The sequence below is a fragment of the Nostoc sp. CCY0012 genome (assembly GCF_963920855.1).
Taxonomy (GTDB): Bacteria; Cyanobacteriota; Cyanobacteriia; order Cyanobacteriales; family Nostocaceae; genus Cyanocohniella.
This window is the reverse complement of the sequence record NZ_CAWUDM010000008.1, coordinates 31,281-51,180: the sequence shown is the minus strand read 5'-3', so window position 1 is coordinate 51,180 and position 19,900 is coordinate 31,281. Positions and strand designations below refer to the sequence as shown.

Sequence of the window (19,900 nt, the reverse complement as noted above, 5' to 3'; positions counted from 1 at the left end):
ATTTAAAAAACCCACTGCACTGCTGACGCTTCGCTGACGTAAATCTAAAATCCCAAATTAATTGACTTATGGTTCAGGATCTAATGTGTCAGATGTAGCCGATGGTTCAGGAGGTTTAGGAAACGGGTTTTTGCCACGTTTGCGGGGGACATTGGGACTTTCTCGTAAAGATTCGCCCACAATTATGGATGTACTTCTGCTACCGTCAGATGGAGACTCGCGATATAACAATTCCATTTCATTTCCCGCTTTGCGGAAAATTTTCACTTGGTCAACGACAAAACTTTGAAATAAGCGGTAGAAGACCAAGCTCACAATGGCAACTATTAATCCCGCGGCGGTACTGATTAAGGATTCACCAATACCAGTTGTCACACCCGCTGTAGATTCAGTTCCCAAATCCCCAATGCGAATGGAACGCAAAGACTGAATCAAACCCAAAACTGTACCTAGCAAACCTAACAGTGGTGAAAGGGCTATCACAGCTTCTAAAAGTTTTTCCCCCCGACGCATTCCCGCTAATTCATCTTCGGCGGTGGACTCTAAAGCTAGTCGAAAGGTTTCCGGATCACGTTTTGGTACGCTCAAAGGCGCATAAAGGAATCTCCCCACAGGCTGATGGCTGGCGTTTCTGGCAATATCCGCTGCAACTTCCCAACTATCACGAGCCGCATGAAGAACGCGATTGACTATTTCCTTTTCTTGAGTCATGATTCGTAGCCAGAACCACAAACGCTCAAAAATTACACTTAAAGACAGAATTGACAGCACAAGCAGGGGCCACATTGCGGGCCCGCCCTTTTCAAATAAATCTAAAATATCCACTGGTTAAATTTCCTCCTCCATTTCTATAGCAACTATCCCCAAGCATTTTAATTCTAAAGATTAATGCACAATTACCATATTTCTGTACAGAATCGCAGAGTAGGTATTGGCGACCGATCATGAGTAGCGTCTTCCATACTATTTGGGACGGTTATTCCCACCGGGATTTCTTAGCATAATTTGTCAAAATAAAAAATAACTGGAGGATCAAAAAATGAACTTCTCAATCCAATCCCTGTACAATTGGTATCGCAATTTACTTCGTAATCCCACTTATCGTTGGTGGGTAATTTTAGGAACATTAGTTTATATTGTCAGTCCTATTGACATTATTCCCGATGTTTTTCCTATTGTCGGGCAAATTGACGATGTAGTAATTTTCTCCTTGTTAGTTTCTGAGTTGTCTGGGCTAGCGATCGCCAGTTTGAAAGCTCGCAAGAGTTCTCCTGATGTTAGCACTGAGACGGTTGATGTGGATGCGGTATCGATGAAGTAGGAGTTTTAACACCGCAGTTTGTTGAGCGGAGTCGATGTCCGGACTGGCTGATAATCATCATAATGCGACCATTGGGATACCTGGCGCAGTTGCGGGGATGAAGATGCTAGTAACCACAATAGGCTCCCCACATTAATTGAGATTGATTACCCTTTTTTCGTAATTTTGAAAGTTTCTTAACATAATTATAAATATAGGTTTTAGATAATCCTTAAACTAAGCTTGAAAAGTCATCTCAGGCTTAGTTTAATTTTTTGGTGTATTTGGTGGTCGCTACTGAACGAATAAAATTTTCATCGGTATTAGATAATATCCATGTGAAACTTACTGGAGAGATTTTGTTTGATGTGCCGTCACTATATGTACGCTCACCCTTTTACTAGTTTAAAAGGATATGGCTGCATATTTTCATGAGAGCCAATGTATATAGCAATAAGCCCAGGAAATGAAGGACATCCGTTAGACCTTGATTTTTTTGGTAATTGACTTACAAGCATCTACTTAAAGATGTAAATTTACGCATAGGAATATTCTCATGAAAACTGAAACTCCAAACGCATTGCATTTGTCTCAAGGGTACATTCAAATAACTCGTAAGTCTTTGATGGTAGCTGCTAGCGCCGCCATAATGTTTGGGCATATTCCTTTACTCGCTTCAGTAGCACAAGCAGAAACCGTCAATATAACCGTTCCCAAAGCAGCTGTTGCTACGGCTTTTAATGGGGCCCTCAGTTCAACTAAAATCCATCTCCATAATTTGGGGCCGAAAAACGGCACAACCTGGCACAAGGACGCAAGTTATATACTATTGCCTACTGGCTCTAAGGTGCCACTTCCCATTCCTGAATATAAGTACGAAATTAACAATATTCGGCACCTCAAATATTACGTCAACGATTTAAATACAAGTTCTATTCAAGCCACTGTCAATGGTAGCCGAATCAATGTAAATGCCAATTTTGAAAGTCAAGGCGAAGAGATCAAAGCAAAGTGTGTCCGCAGACTAGCTGGTAAATGGGGTGAGTGTTCCCTTGATATGGAACGCGATATCCACCTTGACAACTCAATTCTTTCAATTTCGCTAAATCCCGTCGCCTATAATGGCTCGATTTCCTATGGTTCTCCTAGCACTACCTTTAAAACTGACCTCAAAATCGCTAGCAAACTGTGTCAGGCATTTAAGGGCATCTGTGGCTGGATTGAAGGCAAAATCAAAACACAGCTGACCCCAACCATCGAAAGTCAGGTAACTAAATCTTTCAATGACCCTAAGATGAAGCAAGCGGTAGCCAATGCTGTAAGAAATTCGCCAGGTATCAGCAGTCTATTGAAAGATTGGAAAGTTACTAAGATTACTAGCCAAGGGAGCAATTACATCGTGACGGTAGATCGTCCAGACCAAATTGATGGTTCATCGGTTCAGAAGTTGTCGCTCACACCTACTCAAAAAGTAGTGACTTCAGCTTGTCCTACCACAGTGAAGCTAGATGCAACAATCCAAATGAAGCATACCGTAGCGGGTACCGGCTTTTTGACCTACGAGAACGGACAAAAATCTAACACCTTTAACTGGAGTGCTAAGAAGGGACAGACTGTGACATCTACAGTGAGCCGCCAATTCGACGGCAAACCAGGCTCAAAGAACGAGGGCTGGGGTGTGATGCAGGTGCAGTGGAAGGGTACTGATGGCAAAACTTATCAGGAAGTATCGAACAAAGCGACATTTTCGGTTAATTGCACACTTGCTGCACCCGGAGGAATCAAGCTCTAAAGAATATACCCTTCCCAATAAATGCCGGGGGAAGGGTAGAACGTAACTTTAAAGGTTTTACTGTATCAGATTGCTACGCTATCGTTGACAAATTCCGTCAAGAATCTAAATGCCTTCAAAATGTAACTGACGCAATCTTGAGGAGAGGTATTATAAAACGATCGCCACGCATTAGCCTTATCCTCATCATAGCGATCGCCTCTTTCTTGATGTTGTTCTAGCCATGCCAAGCGGACTGCGTGACCAATTAATACATCTAAAACTATGTATTCTTCGATTTGCAGGTTGGGGTTGTTAGCGACAATGGTGGCTAATTCCATTAAGGCTTCAATATTCACTTGGCGGTATTCTGGCGCTTGAATTTTATTTAAAAGATGCTCTACTCTTAAAGCAAAATTCTTTTCGCCAGCAGTCATCTCTGATAAGATCAACTCGCTATCTAAACGATTGCGGCGCTCTAGTTTATCGCCGATGACTAAACCTTTACAATGTTGCATTAATAGCCAAACTTGCTGGAAGAAGTCTTTAGGTACACGGTTTAATGCTCCTTCTGCTTGGCGAAATCTCCGCCAGCCACCTGGAGGAACGGCGCTTTCTTCTTCTTCGTTTGTCGGTAGCACTACCCAAGCAATATCGCTTTCTTTTTGTTTGACGTGCAATGATTCCTGCTGGCGCAACAAATTACTCACACCTGTATAACCTGTTAACACCTGACGCAAACGCATTTTCACTTCAAAGGGTGGTAGTTCCATCAAGCGTTCGTAGGCTTCATCTTGGGTGACATGCAACTCTTGGGCTAATTCACTGGTAATTAACAAAATCAGATAGCCGACTCGCAGAGTTAACAATCCTTGAAACAGTTCAGGTTCTGATCTAATTAACACCCCCAGATAAATGATAATTTCTTGAGTGAGGACGCGATCGCGGATATCTTCACGACAAAAATGATTAATTTTTTCCACGATTTCCCGATGGGGCATGGGTACAGCAATGAGTGATGCTTGACTGTAAGCTTTACCTACAGCAATTTGCTTACCCCGCACCAAAATACTGGTGACTGTATCTGACAAGCTGATATCAACCATCTGCCGCAATCCAGCCGCCCGCCGTACTACTGCCCAAAAACCTAAATCCCCGGCTTTGGTGTAGACTTCATCAAGTAAATCGGCTGCTGTCACAGGCTGCTGTGGGCCACCAAAACCTGTATCAAACTCTAGTCCTTGTAAACGAATTAAAGTTTGTAATAATTCAATTTGTTCGTAAATATTTTCAGATGCACGTAAGGAAGACAGCAATAACCCCAAGTTAGTTTCGTATTCCATCTGGAATTCTTGGGTATTTCCTAAGCGTAAGTTTTCTCCAGGATGGTAAGCCAGGTAATAGCAACGAGGCCCGGCATCTTTGACAGGTGGTTGGAAGAAATCTCCATCTTGGAGAAAATCAATTCTTTGCATCCCAGCTGTTAGCATCAGTTGATTTAATCGTCCTAATTTCACCTGCACGCCGTTACATATACCACTTTTCAATTCCTGCATTAATTCTAATAATGCTTCAGAACCGATTTCCAACATGGTATGGGTCAACATTAAAGTTAGGGTAGGACGCCCCAACTCACTCCAATACGTTTGAATGTAAGCGAGTTCACTTCTAATTTGATCTAGAAGAAAGTGATAATCAAGGGTTAAATAAAACTGTTGAGCATCTAAAAATGACGGTAAAAAGACAATGGTTTCGTTGTGAATCCGAAAGATTCTCGATGTAGTCAAACTCCGCAATCGCCGCACCGGACGACCAGTTAAACCGAGTTTATCATTACGCCCAATTTGGGTATAAATAGCTGAAAGTTCTCCAGCTTTTCTGACTTGAATTGGTTCTACTTGTTTTGGTGTTTGGGTTTCAATACCGTGAACTTCTAGTTTGCTTTGTAAGTCTTCATCCTCAGCTAGCAAGGCAATTTGGACTAAAGCTTTGCGTTTTTTACCTATACATAAATGTCTGCCTAAAGGATCTATATCGCCAACGGCCAGTAAGTCTTCACTTAACAGTTGACCAAGAAAATATAAACTTTGCGCCCAAACTAAAGGAATGTTCTCATTAGGTAATCGGGGTTGACTTTGGGGATCTAACCTTTCGGCTTCTACGTTTTCGGCTGGTACGTAATAAAGTTCTGGTAATAAACCGACACCATCACGTTCTACTAATAATGACTGTAAACGTTCTTGGTAATCTTTAACTTGCTGGCTATTACCGCGAAACAACCCATCTAAAAATAAATAAGTGAAAAATAAAGGCCATTCACATTCAATATGCTCAAATTGCTTGAGTTCCCAAGGTTCGTAGTGTAAGCGTTGGCTATCTTCTAAAACGGTTTGGTGTCCATCGCGCAAGAAGCGTTTGCAGCCGTATTTACCTTGGAGTTTGTTGATAATATCGTTAAATGTGCGCTCGTGTAATTGCACATCTTCAATGGCAAAGGCAGGATAACTAATAATACTCAGCAGCGCCGCATCAATTTCTTTAGAAGCCGATTCTCTAGGTAATAAAGATTCCAAAGTAAGCCGGGCGCGGGCGATTTCATCGGGTAGGACATGAATTACTGATGCTTGACTCCCACGAACACCAAACAAATCTAGTCCGTTAATTGCTTCTAAGGCCGCTTTAGCCATGCCTACTGAACTGGCGTTTAACTCGGCACTGCCATGATTAATTTTATTACCCCGTTCCCAAATCCCAAAATCTGGTGTGCGGTAAGCGCGTCCAATGTAATAAACCAAGTTTTGGACAAAATTTACTTCATCAATCGTATAAATAATTTGCAATCCAGAAGCAGTCATTTGGGCCAGCATCAGTAAAAATAGAGATGTGGCATCAAGTTGCAAATGTCCCCATTCGTCATCGCCGACCACAATATCAGCAGTTGCAGTGTTGTATTTAGCGTGTAGCCCATCCAGTGGCGATTGTGTGTGTTTAAATTGCTCCACTTTATGGGACTGACGCAACATGGCAAATAGCAACCCCCGCATCAACTTGATGACGCTGTGTTCTAATTCGTAAGTACGCCCTTTGTCTTCATCAATTTTGCGGTATGCCAGAGCTAAACCCCAAACTCCTAAGATGCTGTAAACATTGTCTCGTACCCAAGCATCAGTATAATCACCGTGGGCAGTGATTGCCGTACTCGCAGGCAGTAAACCAGTAATGGGATTTTGACGCGTGAGGATGATCGTCTTGATTTGCTGGTAGTAGTAATCCAGTCGGTTTGACAATGCGGTGACTGTTTTCATCATCTGATTTTGGGGTAGCTTGCGAAATTAGAATCTGTGGCTGTGAAGTGAATAATATCAGCCAAGCCAGAACAGAATACGTGATCAACGAAGGTGTAACAAATTAGGGTAGCGTGAAAAATCTTATTATCTCGCGTTAGTAGCCTTTTGGTGACGCAATTGTCAATGAACCATAACTAATTCCCCAAATTTGTGCAAATCTTTATTTACACTTAGCTCAATTTATACCAATTTTTAGAAAACCTCTGTTAAATATAAAATATGCTTGACAAGCATAGAAAAAAATGCATAAGCAAAATTTAATTACAATCAAGGTTTTCAAAGTTGGGTACACAAAAAAACTTCTCAAAAAGAGGTGTAATTATGTCTCTGCGTTACAACGAAAATCATGCACGGTTAGTTAAAGTTGTTTATTCTCAAGTAAAAGTGAATGGCAAAACAGAGTTAGTGCCATTGGAACTATATGCTGATGGTTCCTTGAAACGCGTAGGATAAATCAGTTATCATTCAAAGCTGTTAACTGTATCTACTCTGGGTATTGGTGAGAAACAAAGGGGATGTCTACTACTTCACCTTCGGTTTCTCCTACTTGGACTTTTAAACCAACACCACCGACTTTGCTGCGGATGTAACCTAATCCAAAGTAACCATCAGTGGTTTCAGTGTAACTGGTAAGCTTACCAACTTTTTCATCTTGAATGGCGATCGCACTGCCTACTGTTGCAGGTGCATTGAGGCGGATACCCCACAGGTATTGTTTGACACCTTTATAGGTATTTAATCGGGCAATGGTTTCTTGACCGATGTAGCAACCCTTATTAAAGGAAATTGTTTGCCATAAACCCACTTCTAAAGGATTGTAATCATCAGTAAGTTCCGCATCTGGGGCTGGTCGTCCTTGTAATATGCGTAACGTATCCCAAGCGCGATCGCTCAACTCTACTACACCTAATTCTATAATTTGCTGCCATAGTTTCTCTTTCTCGGCAACTGGCAATATCAGCGTATATCCAGGAGTAGCCAAACCACTACCCACAGCAACGATTACCTGATTATCTAATACAAGATGATTGCCATCAGGTTGACCGATGATGGCCCCAGCACCCAGATGTTTGATCACGGCATCACTTTCTGGCCCAATCAAGCTAAAAGTGGCTGTGTCATCAGTGACATCGGTTAATTGCACCTTATCGGCAAAAAAGATATAGCGATCCAGCCATTGTATTAGAGATTCACGGCGGCTAGGGGAAACCAGCAATAGCACTGCATCCTCTAAAATATACGCAGTTACCAGGTCAATGGTGCGGGCTGTAGATGACACCATCACAGTATCACAACCCTGTCCTGGCTTACGGCTTTGGAAATCGTTAGTACTTTGATTGTGTAAAAAACGTATTCTATCAACATCAGAAACACGGATGCGTCCCCAAAAAGAGCGATCGCATACAGCAACCTTGGTTGTTGCGGCTTGGATAGCTGTTGCGTCTTGAGCGTCAATTGCAGATGTGGACATAGGAATGCAGAGAAGTTTGTCACCGAGAGGATCTTAGCAAATTAAGGTTTGGGGGTTCAATTGAGTGGGGTAATGCGAACACCTACACGATAGGAATCAACACAAAAAAAAAGTAAAGAACGCTATCGTACTTTGATGTTCGCTTCTCTCATTTTGGATGCCAAATTACTACTCAGCACCTAAATACCGTTCTATCGCACGTCTAATGTAACGCTGATAAGGAATACCTTCTTTCTTGGAAACAGATTTAACTTTTTCTAGCATCTCCTCAGACATCCGTACATTGACACTTTTATCTTTAGGCTTAAATTCAAAAGTTACTGGCTTGAAATTATCAGAAGTAAGATAATCTGACAAATCATCTTCTAAGAGTGCCTCTATTTCTTCATCACTTTTAAGTCTTGGGAAAGTTTTGTCCATATTTCTGTACCTCTGTGTCTCTCATATATCTGGCACTGATCGGTCTAATGAGTATTTCATCTACCGGAAATAATAAAAAATGTCTAAGTTGGTTATTTACTCTTTAATCCCCAGTCCCTAATTCCTAACAATTCGCCCATAACGCGCCGTTGAACCATTTTGATTTAACCAAGCCCACATTTGATCACCATAGGAGAAATGCCACCATTCTCTGGGATTGCGTTGAAATCCGGCTTTTAACATGACTTCATTTAATAATTGCCGATTGTGGTGATATTGTTGGGCTTGTGGGTGGTCACTATGGGCATAGTAATTGGGATGCGATCGCTCTGACAATTCATCAATAGGCGATCCCATATCTACTATTTCCCCTGTATCATCAACCAGCGTCACATCTACAGCCGCACCTGTACTGTGGGGAGGGGGAGTTTTTTCATCTAAACTCGGTACAGCCCAAATTTCATAAACTGATTGCCAAATTTCTTGACGTTGGTTTAGTGATAACTCAGCCTCAGTCAATCCGCGTTGCTGTAACGCTTGGGCAAAGCTGTAATCTACCATAAACTGTTGTACAGCCACTGGGCGATAAGCATCAAAAATTTGGATATACCAACCAGGATAAATTTCTTGTAGATAATTTTGGGCTTGAATTAAATTTTTGACCACACTTGCGCGCAAATAATAAGGAGAATGTTCCCCATAAGGCGCACCGAGTTTTTCATAAGGATGGGGAGATTCCACCGCAAACAATTCCAAAGGAATCTGCACCAGCAATTCACTGCATTCTAATATAGGGATTTGGTGATAAGGTCTCATTATTCAATATTATGTATTATCTTGCTCCCCTCTCCTTATTAAGGAGAGGGGCTGGGGGTGAGGTTCTTAAATTTTGTATATTCTGAACAATACTTTCTAAAACACCAGACAAATTACCATAAACATCATTATTAGTAAATCTAATAAACTTAATCCCTACTGATTCCATAAATTCTTGTCTTGCCTGATCATATTCAGCAGCACCATCTTCAAAGTGACTGTCACCATCAATTTCTATAGCTAACTTTAATTCAGGGCTGTAAAAATCTATAACAAACTTATCCACACTATATTGTCTACGAAACTTGCAATTTTCAAGTTGTCTATCTCTTACTTTATGCCAAATAAGTGTCTCAGCTTGTGTGATATTTTGGCGTAATAGTCGCCTTTTTTCTATTTCATTATTTTTGTTATAAAGTTTAGTCATTTTAAATATTAATATCTATAAGGAGACGTCAAGCCCGAACTATCTACCTACTATAATATTAACCTCACCCCGCCCTTCAGGCACCCCTCTCCTTATTAAGGAGAGGGGACAAGATTATGTGCTGAAGTACTTAGCTACCGGGTGATAAGCAATAATCGCCGTCGTAGACTGTTCTGGATAAATTTGCTCACTTTCATCCATATACAGATTAATTCTGTCAGTCCCTAACAACTCTAACTGCTTATATTGATCCTGCATATTTGGGCAAGCAGGATAACCAAAACTATACCGTGAACCTTGATAGCGCTGCGCCAAAATATCCCGAATATTATCCGGTTCCTCTGCCACAAAACCTAACTCCCGGCGAATCCTGGCGTGTGTCCATTCCGCCAACGCCTCAGCCACTTGCACAGCCAAACCGTGGAAATACAGATAATCACTGTATTGATTAGCAGCAAATAATCCTTGAGCAAACTCCGTGGCAATATCCCCCACAGTCACCGCCTGCATGGGAAACACATCAATTATCCCCGACTCCTTCGGCGCAAAGAAATCAGCAATACACAACCGCCTCAAAGACCTCTGTCTCGGAAACTCAAAACTTGCCTTTACCTCAGCGTTCTCTGTGTCTCTGTGGTTTGCATCATAAACATACAAAGTATTCCCCTCAGCCTGACAAGGAAAATACCCATAAACCACCTGGGGATGCAACAAATTCTCCTCAATTACCCGTTGCTTCCAACTCTCCAAAATGGGATACACCTTCTCCGCCAAAAAAGCCTGATACTCCTCCTTAGATTGTTCCTTCGGCTTGCGGAACTGCCATTGTCCAGCAACCAAAGCCTGTAAATCCAAATGCCAGAAAATTTCCTCAAGGGGAATATCATCAGGCTTTAATAACTGAGTTCCCCAAAAAGGCGGCGTAGGACGGGGAATATCTATAGCTACGGCTTCAGAACGACGGGTATTTGGAGGGAGCTGGGAGTCGGGAGTTGGGAGTTGGGATGATTCAGTTGGGGATGGGGAAGCGGCGATTTCTGGTTCGGCTTCTACTTCATCCAAAAATCCTTGTAAATCATCCCAATTATTAACAGCCTTGGCTGGCATTAATTTATCCATGAAATGCAAATCAGCAAAGGCATCCTTACCATACACCACCTTACCCTTGTAAGTGTTTTGGCAATCTTGATGCACAAACTTGGGGGTTAATGCTGCACCACCTAAAATGACCGGTACAGTAATTCCCTTTTCGTTGAATACTGCCAAATTTTCTTTCATAAAGGCAGTGGATTTCACCAACAAACCACTCATAGCAATACAATCAGCTTTATGCTGTTGGTAAGCCTCGATGATATTTTCTACAGGCTGCTTAATTCCCAAGTTAATTACCTTGTAGCCATTGTTGGATAAGATAATATCCACCAAGTTTTTACCAATATCATGGACATCACCTTTCACAGTGGCAATAATAAAAGTTCCCTTGGCATTATTGCCAGATTCTGACTTTTCCATGAACGGTTCTAGATAAGCAACCGCTGCTTTCATGGTTTCCGCAGACTGCAACACAAAAGGTAATTGCATTTGTCCTGAACCGAACAATTCACCGACAACTTTCATCCCATCTAATAGAAAGGTGTTGATAATTTCCAAAGGGGGATATTGTTCTAAGGCTTTTTTCAGTTGGTCTTCTAAACCGATGCGTTCGCCGTCGATGATATGGCGTTTCAGGCGTTCTTGGATGGGGAGATTTTCATCAATACCTTTGTCGCGTTTGGTCGTCACCCCTTCAAAAAGTGTGGTCAATTCTCCCAAGGGATCATAAACGCAGACATCACCCTCAAATTTACGTTGATCATAAATTAAGTCAAGACAAACTTCTTGATGCTTTGCTTCAATTTTTGACAAAGGTAAAATCTTGTTAGGGCTGACAATGGCTGCATCCATGCCGGCTTGTATCGCCTCGTGCAAAAACATCGAGTTCAGCACGACTCGTGATGCGGGATTCAAACCAAAGGAAATATTAGATACACCCAAAATTACATGACATCCCGGCAATTCCTGCCGAATCCGCCGAATTGCTTCAATGGTAGCCTTACCATTGGCTCTGTCTTCTTCAATCCCCGTGGAAATAGGTAGAGCCAAGGTATCAAAGAATATCTCAGTGGCAGGAATACCATATTCTACAGCTTGACGATAAGCACGTTGGGCAATTTCAAACTTTCTCTGTGCTGTGCGCGCCATGCCATCTTCATCGATAGTACCAATGACTACACCAGCACCATATTTTTTCGCTAATTCCAGCACTTGGAGAAAACGTGGTTCCCCATCTTCGTAGTTGGTGGAGTTCAACAAACACTTACCACCGGCTACCTTTAAACCTGCCTCCATTTTTTCCCATTCGGTGGAGTCAAGCATTAATGGTAATGTAACATTATTGACAATGCGCGAAACCAGTTCGTGCATATCTCGCACACCGTCACGTCCCACATAATCGACGTTGACATCCAGAATATGCGCGCCTTCTTTAACTTGCGCCCTAGCCATTGAAACTAGACCATTCCAATCTTCGGCATTGAGTAAATCACGGCATTTCTTGGAACCACTGGCGTTGAGGCGTTCACCGACAATCAAGAAGGAATTATCTTGGTCATACGGTTGAGTCGAATAAATTGATGCAGCAGATGGTTCTAAACTTGGCTGTCTAGTTTTTGGTGTGAGTTCTTGGGCAATTTCTGCCAATTGTTGAATGTGTTCTGGACGTGTCCCACAGCAACCCCCAATCACTTGGACACCCAAATCTTCAACAAAATGCATTAACGCCATGCGTAATTCCATTGGTGTCAGGCGGTAGTGTGCTTGACCACCAACGTTCTCCGGTAAACCTGCGTTGGGTATACAAGAGACAATGAACGGTGAATGTTCTGATAGATACTTGATGTGTGGTTTCATCAAGTCCGGGCCTGTGGCACAGTTTAAACCCAGGATATCTATGGGATATGGTTCGAGAATTGTCAGGACAGCGCTGATTTCTGAACCCACCAGCATTGTACCCATACTTTCCATTGTCACAGATACCATTAACGGGCGGCGTTCCCCTTTTTTGGCAAAAACTTCTTCAATACCATTCAATGCTGCTTTGATTTGCAGCACATCTTGACAAGTCTCCACCAAAAATAAATCAACACCACCATCAAATAGCGCTTCGGCTTGTTCGGCGAAGTTAAATTTTAAGGTGTCAAAGTCGATATGTCCCAGAGTTGGGAGTTTGGTTGTGGGGCCAATGGAACCGGCGACAAATCGGGGTTTTTCTGGTGTAGAAAATTCGGCGGCGACGCGCTTGGCTATTTCTACTGCTGTTTTATTTAAGTAATAGGTTTGGTCAGCTAAGTCATATTCTGCTAACACAATGGATGTTGCACCAAAGGTGTCTGTTTCAATGACATCAGCACCAGCGGAGAGAAAGTCACGGTGAACTTTGGCGACAGCTTCGGGGTTTGTATGGACTAGGTATTCGTTACAACCTTCATACTGTGGCCCTCCGAAGTCATCAGCAGTCAGGTTTTGGGTTTGTAGGTTGGTTCCCATTGCACCGTCGAAGACTATAACTGGACGGTTGGGACTACGCAGACGTTCTAGGAAAGGATGAGTCATATTTTCCTAAGGGAAATTTGTTAGTCTAATGATATTTTCCCATTTAAACGCAAAGGTGAGACAGCACGTTGGGGTGGCAATACCCGACTTGTAGTGACTATCGTGTACGAATGTAAGCGCAGAGAATTTGCCATGAGGCAATGTGGATTTTATCTGGGCTAATCCGACTGGAGCAATCATCTATAATTACTTGTAAATCAAGTCATGCTTCACAAGAATATGAGTGAATTACAAACAAAGCTCAATTCTGATACTTGGGTAGTAGCTACTTGGGATGAATATATTCAAGTGATTGAAAGTCCTGCTTGTGAAAAAGCAAAAGGTTACTACTATGATGGAAAAATGAGGGTCGAAATGCCACCAGTGGGAAATGATCATGCTAGTGATCACACAATTATTATTTCTGCTATTAGCATATTTACTGCCGTTAAGGGTATTAACTTAAATGGTAAGGATTGCTGTAGTTATAGGCAAGTAGGACGTAGAGAAGTCCAACCTGATATTTCTTATTATATTGGTGACAATGCTGATGCTATTCCCTACGGTACTTCTATTATCAACCTCGATATTTATCCACCACCTGATTTAGTGATTGAGGTGGCGAATACTTCATTGGCTGATGACCAAGGTGCAAAACGACTTTTGTATGAAGATTTAGGGGTGAAGGAATATTGGATTGTTGATGTTTTAAATGTTCAAGTTATTGCTTTTGCTATTGAGAATGGTGGTAGTCGGCGAATTAGTGAGTCTTTGGTTTTACCGGGATTGGCATTTTCTTTACTCAATGAAGCGTTACGGCGGACTCGTCAAATGAATCATGGTCAAGTTGGTGCTTGGTTATTAACCCAATTTCAGGGCTAATACCAATTTGTAAATTTGAATTTCCAGGATTCAAGAGAATAATTACCTGAAGATTAAATTTAATCGCTGCTGGGTTCTGGTTAATGCTTGTTCTGGGGAACTTTGCCCTAATAAGACAGATTCTATTGCCCGGCCTAAACTATCGGAAATGCGATTATAACCCGGAAAGATGGGACGCGATCGCCCGTGTTGGGCTTGGTCTAAAAATACTTGCAAGGATGGTTGCTTGTTGACAAATTCTTGATAACGGGGATTTTCGCGCGATTTCAAGTTGATGGGTAAATAGCCTGTTCCCAACGCCAATTCTGTCTGAAATTCTTCACTCATGGTATATTCGGCAAAGGTGAAGGCTGCTTGTTCTCTTTTTGGTGTGGTTTTGAATAAAAAGAGATTTTCACCCCCAATACTAGTAGCTGGTTCTTGGTCTACGGGAATGGGAAATACGCCAAAATCAACGCCACTTTCAGTAAATTCACCAAGACTCCACGGGCCAGTTACCTGCATGGCTACATTACCAGCTATTAAATCGCCTGTCTCATAGCCCCGTTCTGGGCCAGATAACATGGCGGAACCATCGGTAATTAAATTACGCCAAAATCCCAACGCTGCGATCGCCCCTTGATTATCTTGTAACATCACGTTAGATGGGTCTTGTGCATCCCCGGTGACTAACTCGCCGCCGCTACTCCACATAAATGGTAACCAGGTGAAGACAGTAAATTCTCCTTTCCCTGAAGGTAAAAACATACCATATTGATCTGTGCGGCCATCGCCATCAAAATCACGAGTTAATTGTTTAGCAACTTGGCGAAACTGTTCCCAAGTCCGGGGTAATTCTTTGATTCCGGCCTTCTCAAACAAACTGGGACGATAATACACACCCACGTTATTGGTTGCAAACGGTAATGACCAAATTTGCTCTTGGTATTCCATTGATTCAAACAACGCCGGGTCAATTTCGGCTTTCACCGGAGATTTGTCTAGCTTGTCATTTAAAGGAATTAGGGCTTCTAGTTCTACTAATTGACCAGCAATGGTGGGGTTGTACCATAATAAATCTGGCGGTGCATTACCAACGACGGCTGCCAAAATTTTGGGTGTTTGCTGATCCTGTTGTCCAGCATACAAAGACTCTACTTGAATATTCGGGTGATTTTGATTAAATTTATCTACCAGCTTTTGTAAAACATCCCGATTTGGCGGTGGATTCACACCTTGCCATAAAGTGATGTGAATTACATCTGCTTCTCTAGTTTGTGTAAATTGGCATCCACCTAAAGCCAGTATACCTACCAGAAATAACAGCAATAAATTTCTCAGGTATCGCAGGTTTTTTCTTTTTTTCTGGTAATTCCGGGGTGCAGAAAAAAGCCGTGCATCACTTTTCTTGAGTACATTGGCCAATTCTAGCGATTTGATAATCACACTTTTGGCACTTTTGATCAGATATCGCACAATTGGGGTAATTTTCACTATTCAGTTACATAATTCAACAAATGTGCCTTTGCATCTTGGCAAAAGCTATGTATATCCTAAACTTTGAAGGGAGCATTCATCATTTGAGATTATGGCAGGACATAGTAAATGGGCAAATATTAAGCGCCAGAAGGCTGTAGTAGATGCCAAAAAGGGTAAGACATTCACGCAGTTATCTAGGGCAATTATTGTGGCTGCGAGAAGCGGTGTACCAGACCCGGCGGGAAATTTTCAGCTACGCACAGCCATTGATAAAGCTAAAGCCGCGGGTATTCCTAATGATAATATTGAACGGGCGATCGCAAAAGGTACTGGCACTTTTGGCGTGGATGGTGCCAGTTTTGAGGCTATTCGTTACGAGGGTTATGGCCCTGGTGGTGTGGCAGTTTTAATTGAAGCTTTTACAGATAATCGTAATCGGACGGCTGCTGATTTGCGGGTGGCTTTTAGTAAAAATGGTGGCAATTTGGGTGAAACTGGCTGTGTTAGCTGGATGTTTGACCAAAAGGGTGTTTGTCTAGTTGCGGGTGTGGTAGACGAAGACCAGCTTTTAGAAGCGTCCCTAGAAGGTGGGGCGGAATTTTATGAAATGACTGAAGATGAGACGGCTGAGGTGTTTACTGAGGTGACAAATTTGGAAGTTCTCTCTCAGGCGTTGAAGGAACAAGGATTTCAGGTGAATGATGCGGAATTGCGTTGGCTTCCGAGTAATTATGTGGAAGTGACTGATACCGACCAGGCGCGATCGCTCCTCAAGTTAATTGATACTCTAGAGGGGTTGGATGATGTGCAAAATGTGACTGCTAATTTTGATATGGCAGAAAATTTGATGGATTTAATGATGGTTTAAGATTTAAATTAACCGTAATTCAGAATTACGAATTACTGATATCCCGCCGCTTGTAAGTAAAACAACTGTGCATAGCGTCTTTCTGTTTGTAATAATTCTTCGTGAGTGCCTTGTTCTGTGATTTTTCCACTTTCAATGACTACGATTTTATCGGCCATACGGACTGTGGAGAAGCGATGAGAAATTAAAAATACCATCTGATTTTTGGTCAGGGTGCGAAAATGATTGAATATATCAAACTCTGCTTGAGCATCCATTGCTGATGTGGGTTCATCTAAGACTAAAATATCTGCCTGTGTTCGCATAAAGGCGCGGGCTAGGGCGATTTTTTGCCATTGTCCCCCGGAAAGTTCTTGTCCTCTGTTGAACCAACGCCCCAGTTGTGTTTGAAAGTTTTGCGGCAATTTTTCGATGAAGGGTTGGGCCATGCCTTTTTCGGCGGCTATTTGCCAACGATTTTCATCTTCTAAATGTTCTACGTCGCCCACCCCGATATTCTCGCCGACGGTGAATTGGTAACGCACGAAGTTCTGAAAAATTACCCCAATGCGTTGTCGTAACACATCTACATCCCATTCTTGCAAATCTAAGCCATCTAAATAAATTCGCCCGGAATCTGGGGTGTAGAGTCGGGTAAGTAATTTAATTAATGTAGTTTTACCAGAACCGTTTTCACCGACAATTGCGAGTTTTTCTCCTGGTTTTAAATGTAGTGAAATATCTGTTAATGCAGGTTGGGAACTTCCGGGATAAGTAAAGGATACATTCTCAAAACGAATACCATCTTGAGGCTTGATACCTGTGGTAGCATCACCCCAAGTTTGTGGTACTTCTTCCTCTAAGAAATCGTAGAGATTTGATAAATATAAGTTGTCTTCGTACATTCCCCCGATGGAAGTCAAGGCGTTAGAAAATGTAGACTGTCCTTGGCGAAACACGGTGAGATACATGGTCATATCTCCTAAGGAAATTCTTGCCATGACTGTTTCTATGACAATCCAAGCGTAGGCTAGGTAAAAAGCCACTGTACTCACTAAACTCAGGAGATATCCCCACAGCCCCCGCCGCAGCGTTAAATCTCGGTCTTCACCATAAAGTTGATGAAATAAGTTGCGGTAACGTCCTAATAAAGTATCTCCGAGTTGGTAGAGTTTGATTTCTGTAGCAAAGTCTTCTCTAGCCAATAAATTTTCAATGTAGTGCTGTTGACGAGTTTCTGCGGCGCGCCAACTAAATAAACGAAAGGCTTGTCCAGCAAACTTGGTTTCGGCAATGAAGGCTGGCATGGCTGCTAAAATTAGTACTAGCACTGCCCAAGTTGAGAAATTTACTAATAATACGCCGTAGGTAATTAAAGACAGGGCGTTTTGTACCAAACCAAAGGTACGATTTACTAAAGAAAGGGGACGCACAGATGCTTCTCGCCGGGCGTTGGTGAGTTTGTCATAAAATTCTGAATCTTCAAAGTGGCGTAAATCTAATGTGAGAGCTTTTTCTAAAATCAGTACATTTACTTTTTGCCCAAGTAGCACTCGCAACAATGACTGACAAATAGAGATGCCTCGTTGACTAGCAGCCAACAGAGCGATCGCAACGGCTTCTAATCCTACATATAATAAAGGGCGAGAGATATCGCCATCACCCGCTTGAGCAGCCAAAACTACGGCATCAACAATTAACTTACCAAGGTAGGCGATCGCAGCTGGTAATAAACCAGCTATTAAAGTTAAAGTAGCCAGAATAATGGTCAGGATGTGGCTAGTATTCCACACTAAGCTGATAGCCCGTCCACTGTAGCGAAAAACTGCTAGTGATTGGCGCACGGTATTTCGTATCTTTTTCATACTTATTTATATAGCGTAGAAACACCTGTGATCACCAATTTCACCAATTTAGGCGTGTCTGTCCACTACATTTAATCTGAACTTAGCTCTAGCCTTTTGCAACCAACCGAAAACGCTGTAACTTTTTAAAAGCTAAATGTTGTCCGCACTGTACCAACATAAATGGTGTCATTACCTTGATTATTTTCTGGACTAGTAATCACGAATAAACCAGGAGTAATGGCAATATTATCAGTGACTTGAAAATGATAAAAGGCTTCTAGATGTAATGAACTATCTTGATCTTGAAGGTTTTCACCGAAACTATTGTAAGTGACTTTAGGAGGTTGACCCACCACAAACCCAGCAAAACTATCGTCTTCTTGCAGATCTCTGATAGCTAACATTAATGCCCATGTAGAGATAACAGCGCTTGGGGTAGTTGGTAAATCTTCTGCTTGTGCTTGGATGAAACCAATTCGTCCTCCGAGGGTGATACTAGGGTTAATTTGCCAAGCTGCTTCTGCACCAAAGGAATTAGCGGCGATCGCATCTGCCTCATTATCAAACGGATCGCCAGTTAATTCACTGCCGGTTCCCGTATTCAAATTATTGTAAGAGTGGATATAGGTAAAGCTGAGTGCTGTGGTTTTAGTGGGTTCAAGGGTAAGTTGAGCGATCGCCCCATAAGGACTAGCAAAAATCCCCCTCTCTGGGTTATTGACATCGCTGGTAATATATCCTAATGAGAAATTGAGAGAGTCATTGAAATTATGAGAAATACCGATACCTGCACCACCACCTTGGCGGCGAATGGGGTTTTCTCTGCCAAATGTAGAAATCGAGCCGTCTCCACTACCGCTAAATAGAGGATTGACAATAGGAACAAAGTCGCCTAAACCTCCTCCCAAAGCGTACAAAGTCATGCGGGTTTGCTTGCCTAGTGGGAATCTATAATCTAGTTCATCTACTTCCACCTCATTGTCGTTATCACCATCAAAACCCAAATTTGCCATTTGAGTGCCAGTAACATCTTCTAATTCTGGTGTGTTGCGTGCTTGCAAACGTACTTGTAATTCATCCTTACCAGTGAAACTGCTTTTGAGGCTCAGACGCAGGCGATCGCTCAATACTAAATTTTCATTAATTGGCTTTGTTTTACTGTTAGCTTTGTTTCCTCCAGCAAATCCACTCACAGCAAAGATAATTTCTCCTTCTAGTTCAACATCAGGTGAAAATTGTTGTTTTTCCAATGTTGCAACTTTGGTTTCTAATAAATCTACTCGCTGATTCAGGGTGGCTAATTCTGCTGAAAATTCTGCTTGTAATCGTTGGATAAGCGTTAATGTTTCTTGATTAGTTGTCTCAGATTTATTTATATTTATTAAGCAAGTATTTAATTGGCGACCAAATTTATATCTGTTTAAAGTTTTATTTTCAATATTGGCACAATTATATTGCTCAATCAATGATTTTAATGTTTGAAATTCCCAACTATCAACGTTAATATCTGACAATTGAGAAACTGGTGTAATTTTATTTAATTTATCATTTGGTGTTGCAATAGCTTGAGTTATGCTACTCAGGCAAAGTGAACTAATTAAAGTAATCAAGCGAATTGATCGCCAACTAATTAAATTTATCAATGCTCTCTCCTGGACGTAAAGTAAATATTTGGGGTTATTTG

The 19,900-nt window shown here is 41.9% G+C and carries 15 protein-coding genes; 5 read left to right on the top strand and 10 right to left on the bottom strand.

Annotation, left to right across the window (positions count from 1 at the left end; all coding sequences use genetic code 11):
- Nucleotides 1-66 precede the first annotated feature (66 nt).
- Nucleotides 67-825, bottom strand: coding sequence for a MotA/TolQ/ExbB proton channel family protein (locus ACM0OS_RS03535; protein ID WP_414541771.1), 759 nt, complete (start codon nt 823-825; stop codon nt 67-69).
- Nucleotides 826-1,039: 214 nt separating this feature from the next.
- Between ACM0OS_RS03535 and ACM0OS_RS03530 the strand changes: the two genes are divergently transcribed.
- Nucleotides 1,040-1,321, top strand: a complete 282-nt coding sequence (locus ACM0OS_RS03530; RefSeq protein ID WP_414541770.1) for a YkvA family protein — start codon at nt 1,040-1,042, stop codon at nt 1,319-1,321.
- Between the two features lie 535 nt (nt 1,322-1,856).
- The gene (locus ACM0OS_RS03525; RefSeq protein WP_414541769.1) at nt 1,857-3,092 is read left to right on the top strand and encodes a hypothetical protein; all 1,236 of its coding nucleotides are present in this window, start codon (nt 1,857-1,859) and stop codon (nt 3,090-3,092) included.
- A gap of 65 nt (nt 3,093-3,157) precedes the next feature.
- On the opposite strand, the gene ACM0OS_RS03520 is transcribed toward ACM0OS_RS03525, so the two are convergent.
- The gene (locus ACM0OS_RS03520) at nt 3,158-6,376 is read right to left on the bottom strand and encodes a glycoside hydrolase family 15 protein (RefSeq protein ID WP_414541820.1); all 3,219 of its coding nucleotides are present in this window, start codon (nt 6,374-6,376) and stop codon (nt 3,158-3,160) included.
- Between the two features lie 363 nt (nt 6,377-6,739).
- Here ACM0OS_RS03520 and ACM0OS_RS03515 point away from each other — a divergent pair, with 363 nt between their 5' ends.
- On the top strand, nt 6,740-6,871 hold the full coding sequence (locus ACM0OS_RS03515) for a hypothetical protein (RefSeq protein WP_414541768.1): 132 nt from the start codon (nt 6,740-6,742) through the stop codon (nt 6,869-6,871).
- 31 nt (nt 6,872-6,902) lie between these two features.
- On the opposite strand, the gene ACM0OS_RS03510 is transcribed toward ACM0OS_RS03515, so the two are convergent.
- The 5 genes from ACM0OS_RS03510 to metH all read right to left on the bottom strand — a co-directional run bounded on the left by ACM0OS_RS03510 (nt 6,903) and on the right by metH (nt 13,203).
- On the bottom strand, nt 6,903-7,889 hold the full coding sequence (locus ACM0OS_RS03510) for a YgfZ/GcvT domain-containing protein (RefSeq protein WP_414541767.1): 987 nt from the start codon (nt 7,887-7,889) through the stop codon (nt 6,903-6,905).
- 168 nt (nt 7,890-8,057) lie between these two features.
- Entirely contained in the window at nt 8,058-8,309 is a 252-nt protein-coding gene (locus ACM0OS_RS03505; protein ID WP_414541766.1) for a CopG family antitoxin, read from the bottom strand.
- A gap of 117 nt (nt 8,310-8,426) precedes the next feature.
- The gene (locus tag ACM0OS_RS03500; protein WP_414541765.1) at nt 8,427-9,125 is read right to left on the bottom strand and encodes a M15 family metallopeptidase; all 699 of its coding nucleotides are present in this window, start codon (nt 9,123-9,125) and stop codon (nt 8,427-8,429) included.
- A gap of 16 nt (nt 9,126-9,141) precedes the next feature.
- A complete protein-coding gene (locus ACM0OS_RS03495) occupies nt 9,142-9,552 on the bottom strand; it encodes an endonuclease domain-containing protein (RefSeq protein WP_414541764.1) in 411 nt (136 codons plus the stop codon).
- 114 nt (nt 9,553-9,666) lie between these two features.
- Nucleotides 9,667-13,203, bottom strand: coding sequence for a methionine synthase (gene metH, locus ACM0OS_RS03490; protein WP_414541762.1), 3,537 nt, complete (start codon nt 13,201-13,203; stop codon nt 9,667-9,669).
- A 219-nt stretch (nt 13,204-13,422) separates the two neighbouring features.
- Between metH and ACM0OS_RS03485 the strand changes: the two genes are divergently transcribed.
- Nucleotides 13,423-14,064: a Uma2 family endonuclease gene (locus tag ACM0OS_RS03485; RefSeq protein WP_414541761.1), complete on the top strand. Its 642-nt coding sequence runs from the start codon at nt 13,423-13,425 to the stop codon at nt 14,062-14,064.
- Between the two features lie 42 nt (nt 14,065-14,106).
- Here ACM0OS_RS03485 and ACM0OS_RS03480 read toward each other — a convergent pair whose 3' ends face one another.
- Nucleotides 14,107-15,393 carry an ABC transporter substrate-binding protein gene (locus ACM0OS_RS03480; RefSeq protein WP_414541819.1) on the bottom strand — a complete coding sequence of 429 codons (1,287 nt, stop codon included), beginning with the start codon at nt 15,391-15,393 and terminating at the stop codon, nt 14,107-14,109.
- 238 nt (nt 15,394-15,631) lie between these two features.
- Here ACM0OS_RS03480 and ACM0OS_RS03475 point away from each other — a divergent pair, with 238 nt between their 5' ends.
- Entirely contained in the window at nt 15,632-16,390 is a 759-nt protein-coding gene (locus tag ACM0OS_RS03475; protein WP_414541760.1) for a YebC/PmpR family DNA-binding transcriptional regulator, read from the top strand.
- Nucleotides 16,391-16,422: 32 nt separating this feature from the next.
- Here the strand turns inward: ACM0OS_RS03475 and ACM0OS_RS03470 are convergent, their stop codons facing one another.
- Entirely contained in the window at nt 16,423-18,234 is a 1,812-nt protein-coding gene (locus ACM0OS_RS03470; RefSeq protein ID WP_414541759.1) for an ABC transporter ATP-binding protein, read from the bottom strand.
- 125 nt (nt 18,235-18,359) lie between these two features.
- Nucleotides 18,360-19,859 carry an iron uptake porin gene (locus ACM0OS_RS03465; RefSeq protein WP_414541758.1) on the bottom strand — a complete coding sequence of 500 codons (1,500 nt, stop codon included), beginning with the start codon at nt 19,857-19,859 and terminating at the stop codon, nt 18,360-18,362.
- Nucleotides 19,860-19,900: the final 41 nt, after the last annotated feature.